The organism is Microcoleus sp. N9_B4, assembly GCF_036701635.1.
Taxonomy (GTDB): Bacteria; Cyanobacteriota; Cyanobacteriia; order Cyanobacteriales; family Microcoleaceae; genus Microcoleus.
Genome location: NZ_JAUBRC010000004.1, coordinates 1 through 22,167 on the forward strand (window position 1 = coordinate 1; position 22,167 = coordinate 22,167).

A 22,167-nucleotide genomic window follows, 5' to 3' on the forward strand; every position below is an offset into this window, starting at 1 on the left:
GTACACCACAGGGAGGGGTGATTTCACCTTTACTTGCGAACATTGCTTTACACGGTATGGAAGAAAGAGTCAAACAGTACGCGGAAACACTAAAAGGAAACAAACGGGACAACCGGAACGCCCTTAGCCTAATCCGTTATGCTGACGACTTCGTGATTATCCATGAGGATTTGAACGTAGTCAAGAAATGTCGAGAGATAATAGCTGAGTGGTTAAGTGATATGGGATTGGAGTTAAAACCGAATAAGACAAAATTAACCCACACCCTCATTGAGATTGATGGTAATGTTGGGTTTGAGTTCCTGGGTTTCCATGTACAACAATTCAAATCGGGTGCATATCGATGTGCCAATAGAACAAATGGAACACCGCTAGGTTTTAAAACACTAATAACACCCTCAAAAGCCAAGGTTAAAGTGCATCTAGCTAAAATTGCTGAGACAATAGACACCCATAAAACCGCCCCACAAGCTGCTTTAATTAGTAAGCTGAATCCAATCATTAAGGGATGGTCAAACTACTACTCAACAGTCGTTAGCAAAGAAATCTTCTCAAAGGTTGACAACCTAACTTACAACAAGTTGAGAGCCTGGGCAAGAACGAGGGGAAAAGGGGGCATCAACAAGGACAAATACTGGAGAACAGTAGGCGACCGAAATTGGTGTTTCAGTACAGAAAATGGGTTGGAATTAAAACGACATTCAGATACGCCAATCGTAAGGCATATCAAAGTAAAGGGTGTTGCTAGTCCGTTTGATGGAAACTGGACTTATTGGAGCAAGCGTAGAGGTGAATACCCAGAAACTCCTAACAGGGTTGCATCATTAATCAAGCGTCAAAAGGGTATTTGTTCTCACTGCGGTCTGTACTTTACCAGTACAGACATTGTAGAAGTTGACCATATCAAACCAACATCGTTAGGTGGAAAGGATACCTACGACAACCTACAACTTCTGCATAAACACTGCCACGACACAAAGACAGCAACAGACGGGTCAATGCGCTCTGAAGGAAGTGTTAAAACCTGATAGTTGGTCTTGAATCATACCTATAACAAAGGTGGAATTATCAAGGAGCGGAATGATGCGAAAGTATCACGTTCCGTTCTGAAGGAGAGTTAGGAGTGGTAACGCTCCTATCGACTCTAACCAGTTATCAGAGAAGCGGATGGGTGGTATATTTCCCTGACGCTAGAAGATAAAACGGTTCCCGTAACGGTTGCAGAAATTCAACCGACTGAAGAAAATACTGTTGGTATTGATTTGGGAATAACCAATTACGTTTACCTATCCAATGGCGAAAGGGTTGAGAATCCTAGGTTTTTAAGGAAGTCGGCTGAGAAATTAGCAAGACTTCAAGCGAAGTTAGCTAATAGAGTTAAGGGTTCTAAGCCTGGGAAAGTTATCAAGGACAAGATTTCCAAACTCCATCAGTTCGTAGCTAGAGCTAGATTAGATTTTCAATTCAAAACTGCACATGAGTTACTTAGCAAGTGTGAAGTTTTAGTTGTTGAAGACTTGAGTGTTAAACATCTAACTAGACGCGCCCAGCCTAAAACTGACATTGAGAATGGCAATTTGGTTTATTTGCCGAACGGCCAGTCAGCAAAAAGTGGCTTGAACAAATCCATGCTTGATGCTGCTCACGGACAATTCGCCAGCGTTCTCAAATATGTTGCTTGGAAGTTAGGTAAAACTGTTCTATTTGTTGACCCCAAAGGAACTTCTCAACATTGCTGGGATTGCCTCAACAAAGTTCCGAAAGAATTATCACATCGGTGGCATTCTTGTCAGTGTGGAGAATCCTTGGATCGAGATGAAAATTCAGCCAAACTTATAAAGAAGATTGGATTGAGTTACGAAAGTGGCGGGGGAACTCCGTCACTCAAAAAAGCCTTTGAAAAAAAGGAAAAAAAAGCCTGCGGTCTAACTGTACTCAGTTGACCGTCAGGTTAGTTCACGGTGAATTTTGCTCCTCGGTACTGGGGGGGGTTTGGCCAATTCCCAATTGCTTCTTAGAGGATTTTAAGTCTTTCCAAAGCGCCTTAATATCTTTATAGGCTTTCTCAGCACTAATTTTCCCCCCAGTTTCCAGCGAGCAAATATAAGTTATTTTTTGAGCAAACTCCTGCAAGTTGGCATTAAACGCCAAGTTTTCTGGCGTGAAATCACCGTAGTAGCGATTGCGAGGATGTAAAAAATCTTCCCGCTCTTTCATTGCCCCCTCCTAATTTAACTTTTGGTATTCAACTTTTGGTTCGGTCTCTGCTGTTAATAGCACTATTTGTACTCAGTATCGCGGCGCTAACTTGCTTCTATTGTATTCCGCAAGTAGCAATTGTGCTTTTTCGCTCTGTATTTAGTCTATTAATGCAGTCTTAACCTTAAGTTAGCTTTATTTTAACTTTTCTTTAACCTAAAAGCAAAAAAATTAGGAAATGCGCTTTTCGCATCTCCCTTTAGCTAGATTTTAAAGTGTTGATTAACCTTTTGTGAAGGTGGATATTTACTTGTGGCACTCGCAGCCAGTGTGGCCGCAGCCTTGGCCGTTGGGGTGGCCCTCAGCGCAAGCAGTGGAACAGTATGTTTTGCCGTCTTTTTCAATGGCTTCGCTAGGGCTGACAACGCACGAACATGAAGGACAGGCACATTTTGTTTGGGTGGCGGTAGTCATACTTTAGATTCTCCTGGTGGGGTTGTGTGTATCTACTAATATCTGAACACATATTCAGATATTAGTCAAGGGAATGTAAAAATTTTGTTACAAAAGGTTGACCGATCGCACTAAAATAAAAATGAGAATTAAAACTAGCCGGGAAAAGATGTCACCCAACTCTGCTGTTAATGGAGCGATAAGTCAGACTCACCAAGAAAACGATACACCAACGTGCGATCGACCGCACTTAGTTGACAGTGTACGGGCCGGGGACATCCAAACACAAGTTCTCAACACCGCAAAAGCGCAGCGGATGGCTGAGTTTTTCAGTCTTTTGGGAGATGCGAATCGCCTGCGGCTGCTGTCGGTGTTGGCAAAACAAGAACTGTGCGTGTGTGACTTGGCTGCGGCGTTGAGTATGAGCGAGTCAGCAGTATCGCACCAGTTGCGGGCATTGCGGGCGATGCGGTTGGTAAGTTACCGCAAGGTTGGGAGACAAGTTTTTTATAGTTTACTCGATCGCCACGTTTTGGAACTTTACCAAGCAGTCGCCGAACACTTAGACGAAGAATAATCTTTTGGGCGTTGGGCGTTGGGCAGTGGGCATTGGGCATTGGGCATTGGGCATTGGGCAGTGGGCAGTGGGCATTGGGCATTGCTAATCGATTTAAAATTTTGTAGGGGCGGCTTTTACCAATAATTTCGGTTTAAGACCAATAATCTCGTAAACCCGCCCTCACCAAACTCGATATCAATCTTCGACGGTGTGGCCCGTAGCAACAACTGCCTGTGTAATTGACTCTTCAGAAGCTTGAGATTCAACTGTAACAGTCTTAGCTGCGACATCCACATTGACAGTAGCATCGGAGTCAACAGTTTTGATGGCTTTGGTAATTGTATCAGCGCAGCCGGAGCAGACGATCGAGGGAACTTTAAGTAGTATTGCCATAATTAAGCAAATTTTCGTAGATGACAGTATTATTTTTTATTTTAATCTAAATTCCTGAAACACGCGCTTTTCCCGATTCCGGCAGGGGTTTAAACCCCTGCCTCAAAGCTCAATTCGGTTAAAACTGACATCTTGCACCATTCTCAATTAACCTTTTATGAACAGCCAAGATGCCTGTTCCAGAAAAGATAAATTTTATTGTGGAACAGGCATCTTGCCTGTTGCTGACGCCTGTTCCACAAAAGATAAATTTTATTGTGGAACAGGCATCTTGCCTGTTGCTGAGAATGGTGCAAGATATCAGTTTTAACCGACTGTAGAGTTGGACGTTAAAAGTTATAGATTATTGCCCACTAATATCACTTCAAACTTAATACCTGTGAAGGCACATTAATCTCCGGTATGCACCGCCCAACGGCGGCGGCTACAGGGCGCAAACTCGCAACTAAATCTACCATATCTGGTAAAGAAAGAGCTTGCCGCGCGTCAGAAACCGATTTTTCCGGTTGCGGGTGACACTCAATAATTAATCCGTCTGCACCGCAAGCAACCGCTGCTTTGGCTAGTGGTGCGACTAATTCTCGCTTGCCGACTGCGTGAGAAGGGTCTACTATTACTGGCAAATGAGTTAACTGTTTCAGCGCTACGACTGCACCTAAATCTAATACATTCCGGGTGTAATTGTCGAAGCTGCGGATGCCTCTTTCGCAGAGAACTACATGAGGATTTCCGTGACTGAGAATGTATTCGGCGGCCATCACAAATTCTTCGATGGTGGCTGATAAGCCGCGTTTTAGCAGGACTGGTTTTCCGGCTTGACCGATCGCCTTTAGTAACTCGAAGTTTTGCATATTCCGACTGCCTAGTTGCAGCATATCAGCATAGGTGACAACTGGCTCGATTTGGGCGATCGACATTACTTCTGTCACCACGGGTAAACCGTAACGCCGGCTGACATCGGCTAAAATTTCGAGTCCCTCAATTCCCATCCCTTGGAAAGCATAGGGAGAAGTGCGAGGTTTGTAGACTCCGCCTCGCAAAGCTTGCACGGAGGCGGCGGATAGTTGGCGGGCGACTGTTTCCATTTGTGCGGAATTTTCGACGGTACAGGGGCCACCGATGATTAATAATTCTGTGCCGCCGACTGAGACTGTTTCTGAGAGTTTGACAATTGTTTGGTGTTCGGGATGAGATTTAGTGACGAGTTTGGCTTCTAACATGAGGGAATTTTCCTGGGGAATTTAAGTGGGTGGTTGAAAACAAAAAACCCGGAACTTTTAGGAGTTCCGGGTTGGTGCGAAAAGACAGCGCGACAATTTACCCAGAACTTTGGTTGGGCCAAAAATAAAAGCTGTTGTACCAGTTACTGAATAATGTCATTGCTGTTTTTGCTTGTACTCGATTGGTGGTTGGGAAAAGAAGTAGAAAAAACAAAACCGCAGGTGTTAATCTGCGGTTCGCCCGGATGTTCACAGTGAATTACCAATTCACTCCGGGCGAACTTGGCTGCACCAAAAATAAAAATAGCTGTTGGCTGTGAACTTGGCTGTGAACATAGTTGAAGTGCTGCGATTTGTGGATTAAACACAATACTATTGCACAAGCTAGCACAGGGAGAGGGGGATGTCAAGTTATTTTTTGCAAAAGTTTTGTAGAGTGGCCGCTCTTGTCCCCCCCTTATTAAGGGGGGCTAGGGGGGATCGAGGGGCTAAGTAGTAACGTGGAGTTCGATCGCTCTTTTCGCCCCTTAATCAGGAATATGTCTCGTTTATACATTCGTTTCGATAGTCCCTAACGCCTCTTATTAAGGGGGGCATGAGTATTTAAAGTCCTCATGTATTTCTCGTTTATAGCGCAGTTTAGATCCCCCCTAACCCCCCTTAATAAGGGGGGAACAAGAAGCACTCAAATTTAACCCGTGATCCTCTTATTAAGGGGGGCATGAGTATTTAAAGTCCTCATGTATTTCTCGTTTGTAGCGCAGTTTAGATCCCCCCTAACCCCCCTTATTAAGGGGGGGACAAGAGGGAGCTTTCGGATGCGAGGGGGAACGATACTTTGATGCAAGGGAGAGATATTGATTAATCCCAGCCGAAGTCTCGATCGCACAATTCGGCTAGTCTTTGGTTGTGCGATCGAAAATATGCTCTCAATTGCTCGTATATTGTCTCGTTGATGGGGGGATATTGGGTGGCGTTGTATTTTTCGTAGGTTTGTAGTTGGTGCGGCGGCAGTTCTAGAAAGTCTAAGACGCTGTTGTATGTGCCGAAGGGATTGGTATACAAGTCTTCGCTTTTGAGAATTAAAAGTTGTGATTTGGGAAAAAGTTTCATCCAGGCTGGGAGTTGATCGGCGTAAATGCCGCGGGTTAGATAACTGTGGTGTTGGTGTTCGTAACTGTAGTAGTTTGGGTTGGTTTGGAGTTTTTCTATTTCGCCTTTGAGTCTTTCGGGTTCGGCGGCGATCGCACTTTCTAATGATAGGGATTCGTAGCCTATTTTGATATAGTAATAATAGTGGGAAATTGCGCGTTCTACGGGGTTTCTCAGCAGGGCGATTATTTTAACTTTCGGACATAAATCATAAATTCGCTGGGGAACTTGGGGGTGACAGATGTAGTAGGGGCTGGCTTCTCCGGTTACTAGATTTTCGCCTGTTTGGGGCTGGGGAAATTGGGAACAGTACCAGTCTGGGCTTTTGTCGAAGTTGAAGTCGAAGTAATGGATTTCTTTTTGGGCGGCGGGGGCGATTTGGGGATGTTGGATTAGGTAATTGTACAGAGATGTTGTGCCGCCTTTTTGGGCACCGATGATGATGAAGTCGGGGGGTTTGGAGGGTTGTTTCATGGGTTGTATGTTTTATATTTTGCACTTGTACTGACAGTGTTTCGGATTTGGCATTTGTACCGATAGTCCGCCGGGGGGCAAACGAAAATTCGATCGCACTTGGGGGGATTACGGCAATTCGATCGCACTTGGGGGGATTACGGCAATTCGATCGCCCAATTTAGATTCGATCGCACTGACAGGCTTAACCACAATTCGATCGCCCTCTCTACATTCTAGATTCCGGTGGTTGAAACTGATCCTAGACAAACAATGCCTGCCGGGGCGGGCTGGGAAATACATCGAAGACGATCGCGATCGCTGTTTTTGGGCGATCGAATTCACTCTCGCTCTGACCGCTGACATTTCAATTTAACTAGATTAGAGTGGAGTTAGGAATATCTAATCCCTGCGGGGCAAATCTTTCGCTGAAAAATATATTATCGGCGGCGATTTTGCTTGGGGGTTTGTGGGTTTTATTTTTCAGCGAAAGTACAGATTTAAATTTGTGCAAGAGGCTGATATGCAACTGGCAAAAAATGGGAACAATAAAGATGGGATTGTACTGTCGAGCAGTAACTACCTGCAATACCATCTCTGAAATTATTCAGGAAGGCGTCAATGTTTAAGAGCAAATTATCCAAAGTTATCGTATCCCTGCTGCGGCGGATTGCTGGTGTTACCAGATCCGGGGCGAAGCGGCTGATGAGAGCAATGCTGCAAACCCTGATGGCTATGGGCCGGAGGGCGAGACTGCCGGTGGCGGGGTTTGTGCTGCCGACGGTGACGATGGTGTTGCTGGTAGTGATTTTGTTGACTGTGGCGATTACCCTGCGATCGTTCGATCGGGCTAATACGGCGCGTAACGTGCGCGTGAACCAGCAGGTGCTGGCGGCCGCCACTCCCGCGCTCGATCGGGCGAAAGCAAAAATTCAGTTCTTGCTGGAGCAAACCCAGAATCGGGGTACTCCTTCTGATGAAGATTTGTACCTGCTGATAGCCAACCCCCTTACAGGTGGAAGTGCAAGTGATCGTTATACCTTTGGGGACGAGGAACGCCTGAAACTTCAGTATAACCTAGACGGTACCGGCGGCATAACTCCCGATCTTCGCGTTAATGATCCTAATTTTAATCTCGAAACCAATGAATCTATAAACACTGCTTGGAGATATCCCGTCGATACGAACAACGACGGAAAATTTGACACTTTTACGCTCTACGGCATATTCTTCCGCACCCCCCCAAGGGATGACGATAAAAACAACCCTACTCTGGGCGAGTTCTTAAGACCAAGAAAACCGCTGGAAGCAAGAACGCCGCCGATGTCAGTGGCAGGACTTAATCCTAAGTGCTTGCAGGGTGGAGGTACTGCTGCTAGTTTAGCAGGTGACTCAGGCTGGTACAGGCTAGACGGCAAACTTAAAAAAAGTTTTTTTGTTTATACAGTTAACGTACCCATAACAGATACCGAAGCGACCGCATTGGGTACTACTAATTATCAAAAATTCACAGGCACTTCCAGCATTTCAGCCTTGGAATATCAGCAAGACCAAATCCGCATTCCTATCGCCAACAACGCGGTGGTTTATGAAGACGATTTAGAAATATCGCCGGGACCTCCGCTGAATCTAAACGGGCGACTATTTACAAACAGTAATTTGCTGGTATCAGGGGCTGCTGACGCTAACAGCATCAAACTGTATCAGGTCAGCAGCCCAGAGTCTTGTTTCTACGATCAAGAAAATAGCAAAATTGTTGTGGCAGGCAATGTAGTAAATGGTGTGTCAACTGACAACGACACCAAAAAGGTAGTGGACGTACACCTTTACAAAAAAGCTAGCCTGCCTGCGGCCGGTACAAGAACCACATTCATGGCGGTGACGAAAAAATTAGAAATTAAGACCAGTGAGGAATCAGCTAGCAATCCAACCTTAGACGTTCTTTACAACAACGAAGCCTATACAAAGCGCCTAGATTTGCTAGTAGAAGCGCAGATGGGAGAAAACGGCACCAACCCCGAGACTAACGATCCGTTGTTAGTGCAGCAGCGGCCGGATACCCAAGATCGCAAACAAGCGCTGACAGAATATTTTAAACAGCTCACCCGGAAGGTTCCTTTTGCGGAAGTGCCTCTTGTTGGAGGAGACGCAACGGCAGGGTACGGTCTTTCATGGGCAACACCGGCCGGAACCCCACCCATTCTAGGCACCCAAGACACCCTAAGACCTGTAGACAAATGGAGCCTTCCAAACCCTGCCGACACCAAAATTAACCTAAAGCTGGATAAGCTACCAGCAACAAACCCCCTACCAGAACCTCCTACTGAAGAAGAATTTCTGGGCGATCGCGTTGTGGCAGGCAACAACTTGCCAGCCCTCAGATGGGACGGCGCCAAATTTATCAACACGCCGGAAACAGTAGCAGCGAAGTGGAATCCGGGCGACGCCGGCACTACGCGCGAACGATCGCCACAGGTGACGAAGCTCGCTGATGTGGGAGCGATCGATCGCGACGGTTTCTGGGAAGGAGAAGCGGCGAGATACCCGGAAAATCCATTAGACGGCAATGGCGGCTTGCGCGTCATTACTGGTGCAGGGGTTTACGAGCGCAAAAATTCTTTCCTACCACCCCCCAGTTGGATAAATCCTGCAGATGGCGCAACCTTAACTGGGGACACGGCTACTTACGACGACCCAACTACTACTGTGGAGGAGAAGTTCCCCGTCGTATGGCCGGACTCCATGCCGATGTCGCCGCTAGGACAAGGATCTAAAGTTTACAACAATAGTGCTGGCGGCCCTTTTAATGCGGCAAATTGGATAAATTGGCCCGGAACCGTGCTGCCAACAACTCCTCCTCAACCTCCTGGAGGGCTACCGCCACAGGGGCTGCCATCGGCCGTCACAGGCTCGATAGACCCCAACACTCCCCAGTATGCCAAGGGCGATTTGCGGATGCGGGCGACAGTAGTTTATCACTATGCAGATGGTACCACGGCTCCAGGAGAGTTCAATGACAAACCTCTGGCCTGCGTCAGCAGCTATTACGACCCCAGCACGGCTTCGACAGCAAGAAATTTAAGCGGACTTGCCCAAGATGTCAGTGGCGATCCTTCACTAGGGTTTCCCGGTACTGAAGTTGGCTCTAATAATGGCATTACCTACCGCTCCCCAGGAGTGGCAGCGAGACCGGGTACCCAGGCCACAGTCGCGCCTAATGGGTTATTGAGCGGTAGTGGCGATCCTAGGTTGGACGCGCAAGCCAATTTAGTATTCCCGGACGGTCGGTTTGCCAACAAGCCTTTGAGAGATGCTCTTCAGGAAGCTCCCGACGATCGCACTTTGGCACAAAAAGCTGCTATTGACTCTACTCTTTGCGCTTTGAGCATTCTCGCCACTGGCAGCACACCCGATCCTAACCCTAAGATTCCTCACGGGGCAATCAGAGAAGTAGCATTTTTGAACGGCCGAGAAATCAAGGCGATCGATCGCGATGACTGGACAACCAACGTTAACGAAGCCTTTACGCTGAGCAGCCCCACCACAGTTGCCCAAGCAGCCAAATTAACAGGGAACTACAATCTGCCTTTAGAAGAACGGGAACCCCTAGAAATTCGCGCCACTCGGATAGACCTCCAACAACTGCGAACAACTACATTTGGAACCGGGGAGTTTTTACTGCCAAACAGCGGGATTATTTATGCCAGTCGCGATGATGCGCTGCCTGATCGAAGTTTTCGCCCAGCTCTTGCTGCCGGCGGCATAGATGAAAGTAGGAGCGAAACAGTCAGCCCCACAGATTCCCTACTAGATCCTACTCGCAAGCCCAACGGAATTTTACTTGTTAATGGTCGGGAGCTAGGCAGAGTTCCCAGCCCCAATCCTCCTACTGTGCCAGATGTAGTCATAGAAAAGGGGCTGACTTTGGCATCTAATTTGCCGGTTTATATCCAAGGTGATTTTAACCTTCACTCCAAGCAAGAGTTTGATCCGCCCGGTGATTTGGCTAGCTTTTACGATCGTACAAACCTTGATAAGAACTTTGCCTGTCGCCCAAAGGACCCCCGATTAGCTGGTAATTGTACAACAGGCGATACTTGGCGTCCCGCAAACGTACTATCAGATGCAGTCACTCTGCTTTCACAAAATTACCGTTTTGGCTTCCGCAACGAGGGAGATTTTGACCTCAGAAATAATGCTGGTGCGGCGGCTGTAATGCCTCGCAAACAGCAAGGATTTTACAGCAACAACTTTGTCACAAACGGACTTTCCAGCGGGGCATTCAAAGCTACGAATGGCACTTTAGTTAACACAGGAGGCACAGCAGTTACAGACGAAAACTACGCAAACAACAGCAATCCTGTTAACAGTTCTTACTTCAACAACTTTGTTACCCCAGTGCAGCGGCGCGGGACTTTCCCCGAGTATTTAATGGAAGTTTGTAACAAAATCCCCGTTTCTGACTGTAAGGATGAGGACTGGTTTGTAAATCCGGTGGGTTCTTTGAAGGCAAGTGCTAGCATCACCGCTGCACAATATACCGCCGGAGCCGGAACAACTGCTAGGGCGCCAGCGCCAGAATTGCAACGCTTCCCCCGCCGTGTTGCCTTTCAGAGAGGGGGACCTTCTCGTTCCAGTGACCAACTGGATCTACCAACAAATGCTAATGATCCTGTGCCATTAGGGATTAGTGGCACCACCGTTGCTCCTGCTGGGCCTAGCACAAATCTAACAGCTAATTCTCTGTGGTTTGCCACGACTGCTACATCAGGCGCTAATGCGGTGACTTACGGTTCAGAAAAATTTCCCTTTGTGTTTAACCAGGCTAGGAAGGACGGGAGCGGTGCTCAACTGCCAGAATTAGCTGCTGTAACAGCCGTAGGTAAAGGCTCGCAGCCGCTACTAATGCCCGTTTTGCAGATCCAAACTGTGACGGCGGCGCCGACTCCTCCACCGACCAGCTTGCCAGCAGGTACAGGTGTCGTGGCCGACACCGGGTGGATACCGAAGGCTGTAAAGACAACATCTAATATGGTCGTAGGCTCGAATGATACTCCTTCCCGAGCGATCGGTAATGGCGTCGGTGACTCTAACGGCGGTGTGCAAAATTTGACCCGATTCTTGGAAAGCTGGAGTGGGATGGGATCAGTAATCCAGGGTTCCTTTATCCAGTTCAACCGGAGTGCCTACAGCACCGCGCCCTATATCCCGATTCTGAATCCGGTGGCCCCGCAGCAGACTGCTCCACTTACTAAATTACGGAGTCTTTTCGATTCATCGCCCAACCCACCCTCAACTACTATCACTTACACTGGCGGCGCTCCATTGCCTTATTACAGAACCAGTAACGCCAGCGTCACCATTAGTGGCACTACGGTAGGTCGCCTTCCCTTCTTCACCCCGCCCCTGCGGGATTGGGGTTTTGACGTGGGTCTGCTATCTCAGCCACCCGACTTGTTTACCCGAAAGTTCACGACTCCTCCCTCCATACCCACCCCGGCTGAGTATTTCCGGGAAGTACCTCGCAATGACGACTGGGTAAAAACTTTGATGTGCGGAGTTCTAGAAGCAGATACCACCAAGAAAGCCACCGAAACCATCACAACTGCCGACTGCCTCTAACCCTCTAACTATCCGCCGCGCAATTATTGGAGTCCTATTTATGACTAAGCAAAAACAACACCAAAATTTATCCCAGCCGCGAGATGGTGGCTACACGATTATCGAGTCATTGGTAGCGATGATTGTAGTTTCGGTGCTGATGATCGCGATCGCCCCCGTGATGGCCTTCTCAGTAGCGACTCGCGTCCAAGCGCGGCGGACAGAACTGGCAACGCAGGCGGCGAAAGCTTACATTAACGGTTTGCGATCGCAGTCAATTAAGTTTGGTGGCACAATAAAAGGGTTTCCCGCTAGATACACAACGACAAATCAGGAAGATTTGGCTAACGCACCAGTTCCGGGAAATAACGCCGATTTATACTGCGTTGACATGGATGGAACGGGATCTTGTGAGACGATTAGCACCAAAGACTTTTACGTTCAGGGCGCTTGGCTAAATCCCGATCCATCTATTACTAATAACGATCCCACATTAAAAGGCTATCAGCTCTTAGTCCGGGTTTACAGGGCTGATTCCTTTGCTTCGGGTATAACTTTGAATCCGACCCCAAAGACTGCGAAGCAATCTGTTGTGGGTTCTGGTTTGGGCGATAGGACAAGGCCAGTAGTAGAAATGTCTACAGAGATTCCTGCTACCGGAAATCCTTCGTATAAGTCAATCTTGGATCGCCTCAAAAAAACAACACCGTAAACTACTGTATGCCCATAATTACAGTAAGTGTTAGTAGATTAAAATCCCTCCCAACCACTCGGCTAAGGAAAGAGTCAAAATGAAAACTTTACTCAGGTTGCTTCTGAAAAATCAGCATCGGCAAAACCGCTCTAAGCAAGCTCAAACAGAAAAGGGCATGACTCTAGTCGAGCTATTGGTCGGAGCAATTATGGCGTTTTTAATCATCACGCCGATGCTCGGTTTTGTAGTCGATATGCTGAATACCGACAGGAGAGAACAAGTCAAATCAAATACCGAGCAAGACCTTCAGGCCGCCGCTGATTTCATCGCCCAAGATTTGAGTCAAGCTATTTATATTTACGATCAGAAAGGAATCAATGCTATTAATAATAGCACTCTTCCTACGAGTGGAAAATTACCTGCTCCTGCTAACGGAACTCCGATACTCGTATTTTGGAAGCGGCAACAGATGAAAAATTCAGTTCCTATTAACCCGACTGTTACTGCAAAACCAAACACCTGCGCTACTAGGCCTAATGAATGCAACGATACCTACGTACTTTCATTAGTTGCGTACTACCAGTTTAAAGACAACGACGTTACTTGGTGTCAGCCTTCAGGAGGTCCTTGTCCTACCCGTATTGCCCGCTATGAAATTAGGGATGGAGTAAAAGACCCGTCAACTTTGGCTTATTACCCTGACACTGAGACAACAGATGCTCAAAAGAAAGATCCAGCTTTTAACTCACTGTTCGACCTCAGCAAGCCAACAGAAAATGTGACTGTTGTGGGACAGGCAGCAAAAAATCCGGAAGTTCTGGTTAATTACATCGACCACAGTACAGCCAACGTTCCAGTTCCACCACAGTGCAAAACTACTCTTGGCGTCACAGACCTACCAGCACCAGCACCAGCATTAACTCAAGGAGATTTATTAACAGCCGACGGCTCAACCAATAGCTTCTACGCTTGTGTAGATACAGCTAAAAACATAGCCCGAGTTACGATCAGAGGAAATAGCCTGCGTCGCCTTCAACCAAACGATGCTGAGTTCAAAACAACCAGTTCGGCATATTTCCCAACAGCAACCGTTCAAGTACAAGGTCTAGGCGCGCGAGGAAAGTAACTGATTTCTGAGGCACATTTCTGAATCGCAGCCGACCGATAAACAATAGGATAGTAGCATGAAAACCCCACCAATATTATTAAAACTTTTGCATAACTCGGCTGCCAAGCCCAGCCCTAATTTCCACAAAACTGCATCCAGAAAGGGCGATGGAGGATTCACGCTTCTAGAAGTGCTGGTGATAGCGTTAATCGTAGGTATATTAAGTTCGATCGCCGCTCCAAGCTGGCTGGCATTCATCAACAGGCAAAGAGTTCGCACTGTGAATGATCGCGTTTTGCAAACCTTGCGAACTGCACAAAGCGAAGCAAAACGAACTAAGAGCGATAGAGTAGTTACATTAAATCCATTGGTTGACCCACCAACAGCTACAATTAATACAGATCCAGCCCAAAACCCTCCGCTACAAACAGTGATTTTCGACGCTGGAGGCGAAATCAAACCAGACACTATTAAACTTTCAATTAATAAACCCTTAATCAATAATACAGCCTCAATCACTTTTAACTACCAAGGAAACATCACAAGCCCATCAATAGAGACTAGCACGCCACCACAAAGCACTGACCGTTTTATAGTCACAGTTGCTCCTTTTAGTGGCGGTGCGAAACAATGTGTGATTGTTGAAACTATCCTAGGAGCAATGAGAACTGATGAAGGGGAATTCAATGCTGTAACAGGACAGGGTTGTCCAGTAATACCCTAGATATTTTTCAATCTCTAACAGCAATTCCGCATAAGTTGTGAATTGCTAAAATCTCTTAACTTAAATTATTTTATATTTCAAATCCTATTAAAACAGTCAAAATATGCAGCTAGAACTAAAACAAATAATCATCCAGCCAGGAAATCAACTATTACTCAAAGACATAACCTGGCCGATGTTTGAAACCCTACTAATATCATTGCCGGTTACACCGGAATGAAGTTGACGGTTGACTGTTGACAGTGAACAGTGAACCGTCAACAGTGAACTCGAATTTACTATTCCGATGCTAACGAATTTGATATCATAACTGCTTAACCAACCAAGCGATCGCCCCTGCAACATCAGCAACCTGCTCAACATCGGGAATCCGCGGCCGCTGCACCATCACCACCGGAATTCCCAGTTCCCTAGCCGCCACAATTTTCGCATAAGTAGCAGCGCCCCCGCTGTTTTTACTAACAATAGTATCAATCTGATATTCTAATAGTAATTGGCGCTCCTCTTCCAAAGAAAAAGGCCCCCTTGCTAATAACAACTTACCATGAGGAATAGGAGAATTTAGTGCCGGAGGATCGATCGCCCGCATCAAAAACCAAATAGCATCCAAACCAGCAAAAGCAGCCAACTCCTGCCTACCAATCGTGAGAAACACCCGCTGAGACTGCCCTAATAAAGCCTTTGCAGCCTCCGAGTGGCCCGCAACATCAATCCAGAGATCGCCCTCCACCCTCTCCCAAGCAGGACGCACCAGCATCAAAAAAGGTACATTACATTCAGCAGCAGCAACAGCAGCATTAGCAGAAATCCGAGCCGCAAACGGATGAGTCGCATCGATTAAAAAGTCGATCGGGCGATCGTCTCCGTTGGCGTAGCCCCCGTAGGGGCGGGCTGCGCGATCGAGCAAAAACTCCGCCAGCCCAGCCGCCCCACCAAACCCCCCAATTCGCACCGTACCCGTTTTTGGGGTAAAAGGCTGTTGAGTGCGTCCTGCTAGCGAAGAAACCACCTCAATTTCCGCAATTTGAGACGCTCTTACCGCCAATTCCGCAGCATCCCCCGTCCCCCCCAAAATTAGCAACCGTTTTTTCATAAAATTATCCCTAATACCAATTTAATGTGAAGTTGCACATATCTCGATCCCCCTAAATCCCCCTTAAGAAGGGGGACTTTGAGAAGAATCTTGTCCCCCCCTTATTAAGGGGGGCTAGGGGGGATCGGATTCTATGCAACCTCATAAAAAATTGGTATAACTTATCCAAGCAACGCCCGCAAATTCGGTTAATAATATGTTTAATAAAGTTTAAACCGCCAACAACAATGATTCGCTCACTTTTGACATTTTTTACAGTATTAATTGTAACCGGGTTAGTATGGTTGGGAAATATCGCCCCCGTTGCCGCACAAGTACAACCAACAGATATCGCCGATCCCCAACAGGAATTAGGAGAACTCGTTCAAAAAGCTTTTGAAGCTACAAATGAAGGCAAATTTCCCGCCGCAGAAACTTTTTGGACTCAAATCATTGACAAATTTCCCTCACAAGCCGCCGCTTGGAGTAACCGAGGCAACTCTAGAGTCAGCCAAAACAAACTACAAGCAGCTATTTTAGACTACGAAAGAGCGATCGAGCTAGCACCCGACGCCCCCGATCCCTACCTCAACCGCGGCACCGCCCTAGAAGGTTTAGGACGCTGGCAAGATGCGATCGCCGACTACAATCATGTACTAGAATTAGACTCCCAAGATCCAGCCGCCTACAACAACCGAGGCAACGCCGAAGCAGGTTTAGGACAATGGGAACAAGCAATTGCCGACTACAACAAAGCCTTTGAATTAGCCCCCGAATACGCCTTTGCCCGCGCCAACCACGCCCTCGCACTTTATCAAAACGGGCAAACCAAAGAAGCAATTCGCAACATGAAAAACATCGTCCGCAGATACCCCCAATTTGCCGACATGAGAGCCGCCCTCACCGCCTGTCTTTGGGAAGCAGGAAATCGCGGCGAAGCTGAGAGCAATTGGGTAGCAGCCATCGGCCTTGACTCCCGCTACAAAGACCTCGATTGGGTTGCCAATACCCGCCGCTGGCCACCACTTGCAGTCAGCGCCCTAGACAAATTCTTGCACTTAAAATAATCTCACAACGCCAATGAAAAATTGCGAGCATCCCGATAATTGTGGGGTATAATTCCTCAAAGGGATGCTCCAAATAATTGTCAAATGTCACCCAAAGCTAGCAGGAAATAAACTCTTGAAGAACAATCATAATTCTTCCTCCTTCTTTCTTCTTTATTTCCTCAATATTCACCAGTACACCGCTCGTTGCTAAACTTCTTTATTCTCAAAACTCGTATTCCACATCTCCAGAAACAATCCTATCTGTCACAAATGTTCTGTATAGTTCCAGTTCTTCAACAGTAACTTTTCCGTCAGCCCAAATCGCTCTCTTGATGTCTTCCATTTCATGCTTAGATATCTTGCCGTCAGCAACAGCTCGCTCGATTTTGACTTGGAGCTTTTCTAGTTGCCGAGTTTCTTCCGGCGTAGGTTGTTTATCACTCGATCGTGAAACTAACATAGTGGCACTCTCCTAGAGATTGACCTCTACTCTGTACTAAGCCGCAGCAGCAGATATTGTCAACTCAAAGATGCAAAAATTGACAAATGAATGTAACAAAACTACATTTACTTGTCAATAGAATAAAGTGCAAAATTATTTAACAAAATTACATTTGTTTGTCAATAATATCGGTGTCAAATCCGCGCTTCATCGTCAAGCGTAAAGTCGAATCAAGCTGCCAACAAATATAGCGGGCAATTTTCATTCTTTTGACCCCGATTCAACACTCAACACTCAACAGTCAACAGTCAACAGTCAACAGTCAACAGTCAACAGCCAACAGTCAACAGTCAACCGTCAACAGAACTAATTCCCGAATCCGCGCAGCCGTCAACTCCTCGACATTCCTGAAAACCGCTGCAGCACCCGCATTTTCCAGCCCTGCAGCATAAGCCTCGCAGCGCATAGCATCATCCAAAACATGAGGCGGCAAAATTCCGATTCCCAGCCAAACCCGATTTGGTTGCACTTCCCGCGCCTTCACAACCGTGTAAATATCCGCAACAGTATCTCCCGCGTAAATCACGGGCAAATTTTTTTCTAAACCGTGCAGAGTTTCCAACTGTTCAATTGCCGCGAAAAGTCCAGCCGGATCGGGTTTTCCCGGTGCATCTTCCATCGCCACCAACACCGGGGAATTTAAACTCAGTTTCCCAGACAAAACATAAGCAGCTTCATCCCGCATCGCCCCGCTAAAAAAGCCCCAAACAATGCCCCCAACCGTTAAATTTTCCAGGTAAGCCGGACTTAACAGCAGCGGTTCGGTACAAATGTAACCAGTCCAATTTTTCTCATCGGGCCCCCGATAGCGACTTTGGAAAAAAGCCACTAATTCGTCATAGTTGAGAGCGAGTTCATTTCTCGATCGCCCAATCCCCTCAAAATAACGGCAAACTAACTCGAAAGACGCCTGCCAGTCATTATTCCACACTCCCTCAGACTTCAGAGAGTCGATATCGAGAGAATTTGGGCGAAAAGCACCCGCCGTGAAATGTTCCACCGCATCGGCGATCGCCCGCCGGTAGGAACCCGACACATCCCGCACCACACCGTCAATGTCAAAAACTACAATAACTCTGTTCACAACTTAACCATCCTTGTACCTAGGGCGCGTGAGAACCCAAATTTTATCTGTTCCCAGCCCCTGAGTGGCGCTAAAAGCAGCCGCGCCACAAAACTTTTCATGGCCGATGACCAATTATCGAACAAGTGTGCTACGCTTAGCGATTGTAGAAATTTTTAACAAGTTCGATCGGAACCCTGGAGGTTTGCTTGTCCAAGTTCATCTTAAAAGTTCTCTGGCTAGAAGAGAATGTTGCCCTCGCCGTTGACCAAGTTGTAGGTAAAGGAACTAGCCCGCTGACATCCTACTTTTTCTGGCCCCGCAAAGATGCGTGGGAAGACCTCAAAAACGAACTCGAAGCCAAACACTGGATTGCTGACAACGATCGCGTCGAAATCCTCAACCAAGCCACAGAAGTCATCAACTACTGGCAAGAGGAAGGCAGACGGCGCCCGATGACTGAAGCTCAGTCAAGATTCCCCCTAGTGACTTTTACCGGCAGCAACTAAGCCCCGCTTTTAGTTGCTATCCATATAAATTGCCTGTTATGGCTGACAAGGGGAAGGAGAGAGGGGAGAAGGCGAGAGGATTTGACGCTTTTTCCACCTCGCCGTGAAAGATAAAATTTGAATTCGCTACAGCTTATTATTGATACTAACTCCGATTTTCAGACCTAATCGGGTTTTGGGCGTGGTCGATCAATTTGAGATTTATTGAAAATAAAGCTCTAAGATCGGCGTTTTTTTGACAATTAATACTTACGCGAAAAGTGGTTTGACGCGCTGCTTATAGCTTTTTATGAACAGGCAAGATGCCCGTTCCACAATAAAATTCCCTCTTTGTGGAACAGGCATCTTCCCTGTTATTGAAAAGGGTGCAAGATGTAAGTTATAACTGAGATATTGCACCATTCTCAATTAGCCGTAGGGGCGGGTTCGCCAACAGCCTTAAAGCTTGCAAATAGGTTCTATAAACCCGCCCGACCCCACGAAAAATCCTCTTATTGATATTGCTGCAAGATGTAAGTTATAACAAATAACAAATAACAAATAACTAACAACTAACAGCTAACAGCTAACAGCTAATCACCTCTTCGCGGAATTTATGGGCGCCGAAAGTACAATCAACCAGACCGAACAGCTACCGCTGGTAGTAAATCCCGACATTCTCCAGCAAGCAATCCTCTACAAAATTAATACTCGCATAAACGCTCGCGGAGAATTAGTTTTCCCCTGCATACCGGGAATGCTAAGCCACTATCTCAAGTCCATAGAAAAGCTATTTAGCACCCTCGACAGACCCCTGCCCGAAGACCGCAGAGACGAACTCAGCAAGCTTTTAGCCACCAAGTTAGAACAAGGCTACCGCACCTCCACAGCATCGATGCTGATCCTGCAATACGAATCAGTACAGCCGCCACAAACCGGTTTAGCTTGCAAAGTGATTGTTACTACCTCAACAGTTGGAGAACAGTATAAAAGCTGGGTAGACACCAGAGAACCTCCACTTTTCGGTTCTCATCCCGATGCAAAATTGATGACAACGGCGGCTAAATTGGGCACACCCGATCGAGTGCGGATTTTGGACGTGGGGGCTGGTACCGGTCGCAATACCTTGCCGCTGGCGAGATTGGGCTATTCTGTAGATGCGATCGAACTAACTCCCGCTTTTGCAGAACAATTGAAAGCAGCAGTAACAGCCGAAAACCTGCCCGTGACAGTGACTGAAGGCGATGTGCTCGACCCCTTAATGCGGATGAAACCGGCCCGCTACCAGTTGGCAGTTGCCGCCGAAGTCATCTCACATTTTCGAGACAGCGATCAAGTACGGCTTTTCCTCGCTAAAATGTGCGATTCCCTTTGTCCCGGAGGCCTGTTGCTGTTCAGCACGTTTTTAACCGTTGGCGACTACCAGCCGGATGCCCTCGTGCGACAAGTTGCCCAACTCTCCTGGTCTACTTTATTTACCCCCCAAGAACTCGCCACCGCCATGGAAGGGTTGCCCTTAGTTCAAATATCCGACGAATTGGTGTTTGAATATGAACGCCACCACCTGCCGGAAGGAGCCTGGCCCCCGACGCCCTGGTTTCCCAGTTGGGCCACCGGTCGAGATGTCTTCCCAATGGCAAACGCACGCCCGCCAATGGAATTGCGCTGGATTTTGTGTCGCCGAAGTTAAAAATTTTCTCATTTTTAGGCGGACACAGCAATCACAACTGTTAACAGGCAGTAACAGTTGCCTCAGATATTTTTATTTCAACAGCTTAAATCCGGCTAGCTGTTAATATGACGCTGCCCATACACAAAAATTTACAAAAATATATATTAAGATATAAAAAGAGCGAAGTTCGATCGCCCCTGGGTGACAAACCCAGTTTCTGATTAGATCCCACGCTTGCCAACCTTTTATTTATTGCGAAAAATTGGGTGGCTAGTGGCAATCGGGCTTGCATAAAATTCGATCGTCATCTTGATGGGTGCAACTTAAAGTTAAGATCAAGCAAAGAAACCTATTCCTCCCGATAGATGACGTTTTAGGGAATAGGATTAACCAATAGATTAGCTCGCTAGTTAGCGATGCTGCTGAGAAACAAATATGCTTTTAACACGTCCACTACAAGCGTTTGGAGCAATCTTCGGGCACAAACCTTCCACAAATAGATCATCCATCGACCACAAAACCAGTAAAAATTATTGGGAGGGGAATATTGAGTCCGCTGTAAACGAACAAATTGACTGGTACATCCAAGTGGAAATGCTAATGAGTAACGCTAAATCTTCCTGCACCAATGAAGAGATTACTGCTTGGCTGCGGGGATTGCTGACAATTGCTTGGGCAGACGGCAACTTTGACGAAGACGAGCAAAAAATGATTGCAAATCTAACTCAGGATGAACTACACCCGGTATCTTTTGAAACGAGTTTTGAACCTATTGCCCCAGAGGAATTAGTCGCTGTGTTAGGGAAAGACACCGCCAAAGGCGAGGATTTTTTGAGGACAGCAGTCATGGTAGCTTTGGCAGACGGTACCTACTCGCTCAGCGAAGACGAGGTAATCCACAACTTTTGCACAGCTTTGGGGCACAATGTAGAGGCGCTCGAAGCTCTGCGACACACCATCGAAGACAGCAAGTGCGATGAGCCGCAGGGGCCCAGCAGCCAAATAGTTTTTGATGCGAATGTCGCCCCCGTCGCCGGAACACCCCTTTCATCTCGGCTACCTCAACCTCACCACAAAGATGTCCTACAACCCGTCAAAGACTGGCTTGACGGCTGGGAAATTCACGACCCAAAATTGGCACACTTTGTCTGTAAAATTATTCCGCCCCAGTGTCCGTTTGAGCGAGATGTGGTGTTATTTGGTCACAAAATCGTCCACATTCCGGCGATGTGCCAGATTAACCCGCTTTACGAACAGTTAGTCGGGATGCGCTTTCGAGCTCTCTGCTATTTGGCAGATGAATGTAAGGAAGATGTATCGTCATATTGTTAGTAGTTAGTAGTCATTAGTCAGTAGTCATTAGTCATTAGTCATTAGTCATTAGTCATTCTTGTGAAATTTTGGATTAATGATTGTAACTATTAACCAATGACTACTATTAGTCCTGAACGCAAAAACCTGGTTTTTCTACCAAAAAACATCATTACACCCATCCGCCCCAGTAGAAAAACCAGGTTTATTCAGTTTTTGTGCGTGAGTCCTGCTAATATCAAATCTGCTTTGATAATACTAATTCAACAAAAGTTTTAGTACAATCCTCAAGCTTATACAAATTATTAAAACTCGCCGATTTAGGAGCCGGAAACGGCATTGCCGTTTCCCTACAAATGCTCGCGTACAATCTCTGGCTCTGAACTACTTTTTCAAATTGGTATAATTATAATTTTCCGGCAACTGTAAATCGCGACTAAACTTGGCTGTCGTC

At 46.8% G+C, this 22,167-nt stretch carries 21 protein-coding genes; 12 read left to right on the forward strand and 9 right to left on the reverse strand.

Going from position 1 to position 22,167, the window contains the following annotated elements:
- Together QUA43_RS03445 and QUA43_RS03450 are read left to right on the forward strand one after the other, a co-directional pair.
- Positions 1-1,028 (forward strand): group II intron maturase-specific domain-containing protein (locus QUA43_RS03445; RefSeq protein WP_333371046.1); only part of this gene is annotated, 1,028 nt, incomplete at its 5' end.
- Positions 1,029-1,154: 126 nt separating this feature from the next.
- Entirely contained in the window at positions 1,155-1,943 is a 789-nt protein-coding gene (locus QUA43_RS03450) for a transposase (protein WP_333371380.1), read from the forward strand.
- A 13-nt stretch (positions 1,944-1,956) separates the two neighbouring features.
- Here the strand turns inward: QUA43_RS03450 and QUA43_RS03455 are convergent, their stop codons facing one another.
- Both QUA43_RS03455 and QUA43_RS03460 read right to left on the reverse strand, forming a co-directional pair.
- The gene (locus QUA43_RS03455; protein WP_333371048.1) at positions 1,957-2,217 is read right to left on the reverse strand and encodes a DUF7219 family protein; all 261 of its coding nucleotides are present in this window, start codon (positions 2,215-2,217) and stop codon (positions 1,957-1,959) included.
- A 288-nt stretch (positions 2,218-2,505) separates the two neighbouring features.
- The gene (locus tag QUA43_RS03460; protein ID WP_333371050.1) at positions 2,506-2,673 is read right to left on the reverse strand and encodes a metallothionein; all 168 of its coding nucleotides are present in this window, start codon (positions 2,671-2,673) and stop codon (positions 2,506-2,508) included.
- Between the two features lie 148 nt (positions 2,674-2,821).
- Between QUA43_RS03460 and QUA43_RS03465 the strand changes: the two genes are divergently transcribed.
- The gene (locus QUA43_RS03465; RefSeq protein ID WP_333371382.1) at positions 2,822-3,229 is read left to right on the forward strand and encodes a metalloregulator ArsR/SmtB family transcription factor; all 408 of its coding nucleotides are present in this window, start codon (positions 2,822-2,824) and stop codon (positions 3,227-3,229) included.
- A gap of 177 nt (positions 3,230-3,406) precedes the next feature.
- On the opposite strand, the gene QUA43_RS03470 is transcribed toward QUA43_RS03465, so the two are convergent.
- Entirely contained in the window at positions 3,407-3,604 is a 198-nt protein-coding gene (locus QUA43_RS03470) for a heavy-metal-associated domain-containing protein (RefSeq protein ID WP_333371051.1), read from the reverse strand.
- A 157-nt stretch (positions 3,605-3,761) separates the two neighbouring features.
- Here QUA43_RS03470 and QUA43_RS03475 point away from each other — a divergent pair, with 157 nt between their 5' ends.
- Positions 3,762-3,914, forward strand: coding sequence for a hypothetical protein (locus QUA43_RS03475; protein WP_333371053.1), 153 nt, complete (start codon positions 3,762-3,764; stop codon positions 3,912-3,914).
- Positions 3,915-3,963: 49 nt separating this feature from the next.
- Here QUA43_RS03475 and aroF read toward each other — a convergent pair whose 3' ends face one another.
- The 3 genes from aroF to QUA43_RS03490 all read right to left on the reverse strand — a co-directional run bounded on the left by aroF (position 3,964) and on the right by QUA43_RS03490 (position 6,795).
- A complete protein-coding gene (gene aroF / locus QUA43_RS03480; protein ID WP_333371055.1) occupies positions 3,964-4,824 on the reverse strand; it encodes a 3-deoxy-7-phosphoheptulonate synthase in 861 nt (286 codons plus the stop codon).
- An 861-nt stretch (positions 4,825-5,685) separates the two neighbouring features.
- The gene (locus QUA43_RS03485; RefSeq protein WP_333371057.1) at positions 5,686-6,450 is read right to left on the reverse strand and encodes a sulfotransferase domain-containing protein; all 765 of its coding nucleotides are present in this window, start codon (positions 6,448-6,450) and stop codon (positions 5,686-5,688) included.
- Positions 6,451-6,558: 108 nt separating this feature from the next.
- Complete coding sequence (locus tag QUA43_RS03490) at positions 6,559-6,795, reverse strand: hypothetical protein (RefSeq protein WP_333371058.1); 237 nt, start codon at positions 6,793-6,795, stop codon at positions 6,559-6,561.
- A gap of 255 nt (positions 6,796-7,050) precedes the next feature.
- On the opposite strand from QUA43_RS03490, the gene hpsA reads away from it, so the two are divergent.
- The 4 genes from hpsA (at position 7,051) to QUA43_RS03510 (ending at position 14,556) form a co-directional block, all read left to right on the forward strand.
- On the forward strand, positions 7,051-12,051 hold the full coding sequence (hpsA, locus tag QUA43_RS03495) for a hormogonium polysaccharide biosynthesis protein HpsA (protein ID WP_333371060.1): 5,001 nt from the start codon (positions 7,051-7,053) through the stop codon (positions 12,049-12,051).
- A gap of 40 nt (positions 12,052-12,091) precedes the next feature.
- The gene (gene hpsB / locus QUA43_RS03500; protein ID WP_333371062.1) at positions 12,092-12,742 is read left to right on the forward strand and encodes a hormogonium polysaccharide secretion pseudopilin HpsB; all 651 of its coding nucleotides are present in this window, start codon (positions 12,092-12,094) and stop codon (positions 12,740-12,742) included.
- A 79-nt stretch (positions 12,743-12,821) separates the two neighbouring features.
- Positions 12,822-13,850, forward strand: coding sequence for a hormogonium polysaccharide secretion pseudopilin HpsC (gene hpsC / locus QUA43_RS03505; protein WP_333371064.1), 1,029 nt, complete (start codon positions 12,822-12,824; stop codon positions 13,848-13,850).
- 58 nt (positions 13,851-13,908) lie between these two features.
- Complete coding sequence (locus QUA43_RS03510; protein WP_333371066.1) at positions 13,909-14,556, forward strand: prepilin-type N-terminal cleavage/methylation domain-containing protein; 648 nt, start codon at positions 13,909-13,911, stop codon at positions 14,554-14,556.
- Between the two features lie 304 nt (positions 14,557-14,860).
- Here QUA43_RS03510 and QUA43_RS03515 read toward each other — a convergent pair whose 3' ends face one another.
- Positions 14,861-15,649, reverse strand: coding sequence for a cobalt-precorrin-6A reductase (locus tag QUA43_RS03515; protein ID WP_333371068.1), 789 nt, complete (start codon positions 15,647-15,649; stop codon positions 14,861-14,863).
- A 227-nt stretch (positions 15,650-15,876) separates the two neighbouring features.
- On the opposite strand from QUA43_RS03515, the gene QUA43_RS03520 reads away from it, so the two are divergent.
- Complete coding sequence (locus QUA43_RS03520; protein WP_333371070.1) at positions 15,877-16,695, forward strand: tetratricopeptide repeat protein; 819 nt, start codon at positions 15,877-15,879, stop codon at positions 16,693-16,695.
- A gap of 205 nt (positions 16,696-16,900) precedes the next feature.
- Here QUA43_RS03520 and QUA43_RS03525 read toward each other — a convergent pair whose 3' ends face one another.
- Both QUA43_RS03525 and QUA43_RS03530 read right to left on the reverse strand, forming a co-directional pair.
- A complete protein-coding gene (locus tag QUA43_RS03525; RefSeq protein ID WP_333371072.1) occupies positions 16,901-17,137 on the reverse strand; it encodes a hypothetical protein in 237 nt (78 codons plus the stop codon).
- Between the two features lie 325 nt (positions 17,138-17,462).
- Positions 17,463-18,263 (reverse strand): TIGR01548 family HAD-type hydrolase, encoded by an 801-nt coding sequence (locus QUA43_RS03530; RefSeq protein ID WP_333371074.1) that lies wholly within the window; start codon positions 18,261-18,263, stop codon positions 17,463-17,465.
- Positions 18,264-18,439: 176 nt separating this feature from the next.
- Between QUA43_RS03530 and QUA43_RS03535 the strand changes: the two genes are divergently transcribed.
- The 3 genes from QUA43_RS03535 to QUA43_RS03545 all read left to right on the forward strand — a co-directional run bounded on the left by QUA43_RS03535 (position 18,440) and on the right by QUA43_RS03545 (position 21,734).
- The gene (locus QUA43_RS03535; protein WP_333037125.1) at positions 18,440-18,751 is read left to right on the forward strand and encodes a 30S ribosomal protein PSRP-3; all 312 of its coding nucleotides are present in this window, start codon (positions 18,440-18,442) and stop codon (positions 18,749-18,751) included.
- 595 nt (positions 18,752-19,346) lie between these two features.
- Positions 19,347-20,420, forward strand: a complete 1,074-nt coding sequence (locus tag QUA43_RS03540; protein ID WP_333371076.1) for a class I SAM-dependent methyltransferase — start codon at positions 19,347-19,349, stop codon at positions 20,418-20,420.
- Between the two features lie 417 nt (positions 20,421-20,837).
- Entirely contained in the window at positions 20,838-21,734 is an 897-nt protein-coding gene (locus tag QUA43_RS03545) for a Mo-dependent nitrogenase C-terminal domain-containing protein (protein WP_333371078.1), read from the forward strand.
- Positions 21,735-22,167: the final 433 nt, after the last annotated feature.

Excerpts from the sequence above, each read along its gene's own strand:
- QUA43_RS03515 (WP_333371068.1), bottom strand. The coding sequence starts at position 15,649 with ATGAAAAAACGGTTGCTAATTTTGGGGGGGACGGGGGATGCTGCGGAA.
- QUA43_RS03520 (WP_333371070.1), top strand. The coding sequence starts at position 15,877 with ATGATTCGCTCACTTTTGACATTTTTTACAGTATTAATTGTAACCGGG.
- QUA43_RS03465 (WP_333371382.1), top strand. The coding sequence starts at position 2,822 with ATGTCACCCAACTCTGCTGTTAATGGAGCGATAAGTCAGACTCACCAA.
- QUA43_RS03460 (WP_333371050.1), bottom strand. The coding sequence starts at position 2,673 with ATGACTACCGCCACCCAAACAAAATGTGCCTGTCCTTCATGTTCGTGC.
- QUA43_RS03490 (WP_333371058.1), bottom strand. The coding sequence starts at position 6,795 with ATGTCAGCGGTCAGAGCGAGAGTGAATTCGATCGCCCAAAAACAGCGA.
- QUA43_RS03525 (WP_333371072.1), bottom strand. The coding sequence starts at position 17,137 with ATGTTAGTTTCACGATCGAGTGATAAACAACCTACGCCGGAAGAAACT.
- hpsB (WP_333371062.1), top strand. The coding sequence starts at position 12,092 with ATGACTAAGCAAAAACAACACCAAAATTTATCCCAGCCGCGAGATGGT.
- hpsC (WP_333371064.1), top strand. The coding sequence starts at position 12,822 with ATGAAAACTTTACTCAGGTTGCTTCTGAAAAATCAGCATCGGCAAAAC.
- QUA43_RS03485 (WP_333371057.1), bottom strand. The coding sequence starts at position 6,450 with ATGAAACAACCCTCCAAACCCCCCGACTTCATCATCATCGGTGCCCAA.
- QUA43_RS03475 (WP_333371053.1), top strand. The coding sequence starts at position 3,762 with ATGAACAGCCAAGATGCCTGTTCCAGAAAAGATAAATTTTATTGTGGA.
- hpsA (WP_333371060.1), top strand. The coding sequence starts at position 7,051 with ATGTTTAAGAGCAAATTATCCAAAGTTATCGTATCCCTGCTGCGGCGG.
- QUA43_RS03510 (WP_333371066.1), top strand. The coding sequence starts at position 13,909 with ATGAAAACCCCACCAATATTATTAAAACTTTTGCATAACTCGGCTGCC.
- QUA43_RS03455 (WP_333371048.1), bottom strand. The coding sequence starts at position 2,217 with ATGAAAGAGCGGGAAGATTTTTTACATCCTCGCAATCGCTACTACGGT.
- QUA43_RS03540 (WP_333371076.1), top strand. The coding sequence starts at position 19,347 with ATGGGCGCCGAAAGTACAATCAACCAGACCGAACAGCTACCGCTGGTA.
- QUA43_RS03470 (WP_333371051.1), bottom strand. The coding sequence starts at position 3,604 with ATGGCAATACTACTTAAAGTTCCCTCGATCGTCTGCTCCGGCTGCGCT.
- aroF (WP_333371055.1), bottom strand. The coding sequence starts at position 4,824 with ATGTTAGAAGCCAAACTCGTCACTAAATCTCATCCCGAACACCAAACA.
- QUA43_RS03545 (WP_333371078.1), top strand. The coding sequence starts at position 20,838 with ATGCTTTTAACACGTCCACTACAAGCGTTTGGAGCAATCTTCGGGCAC.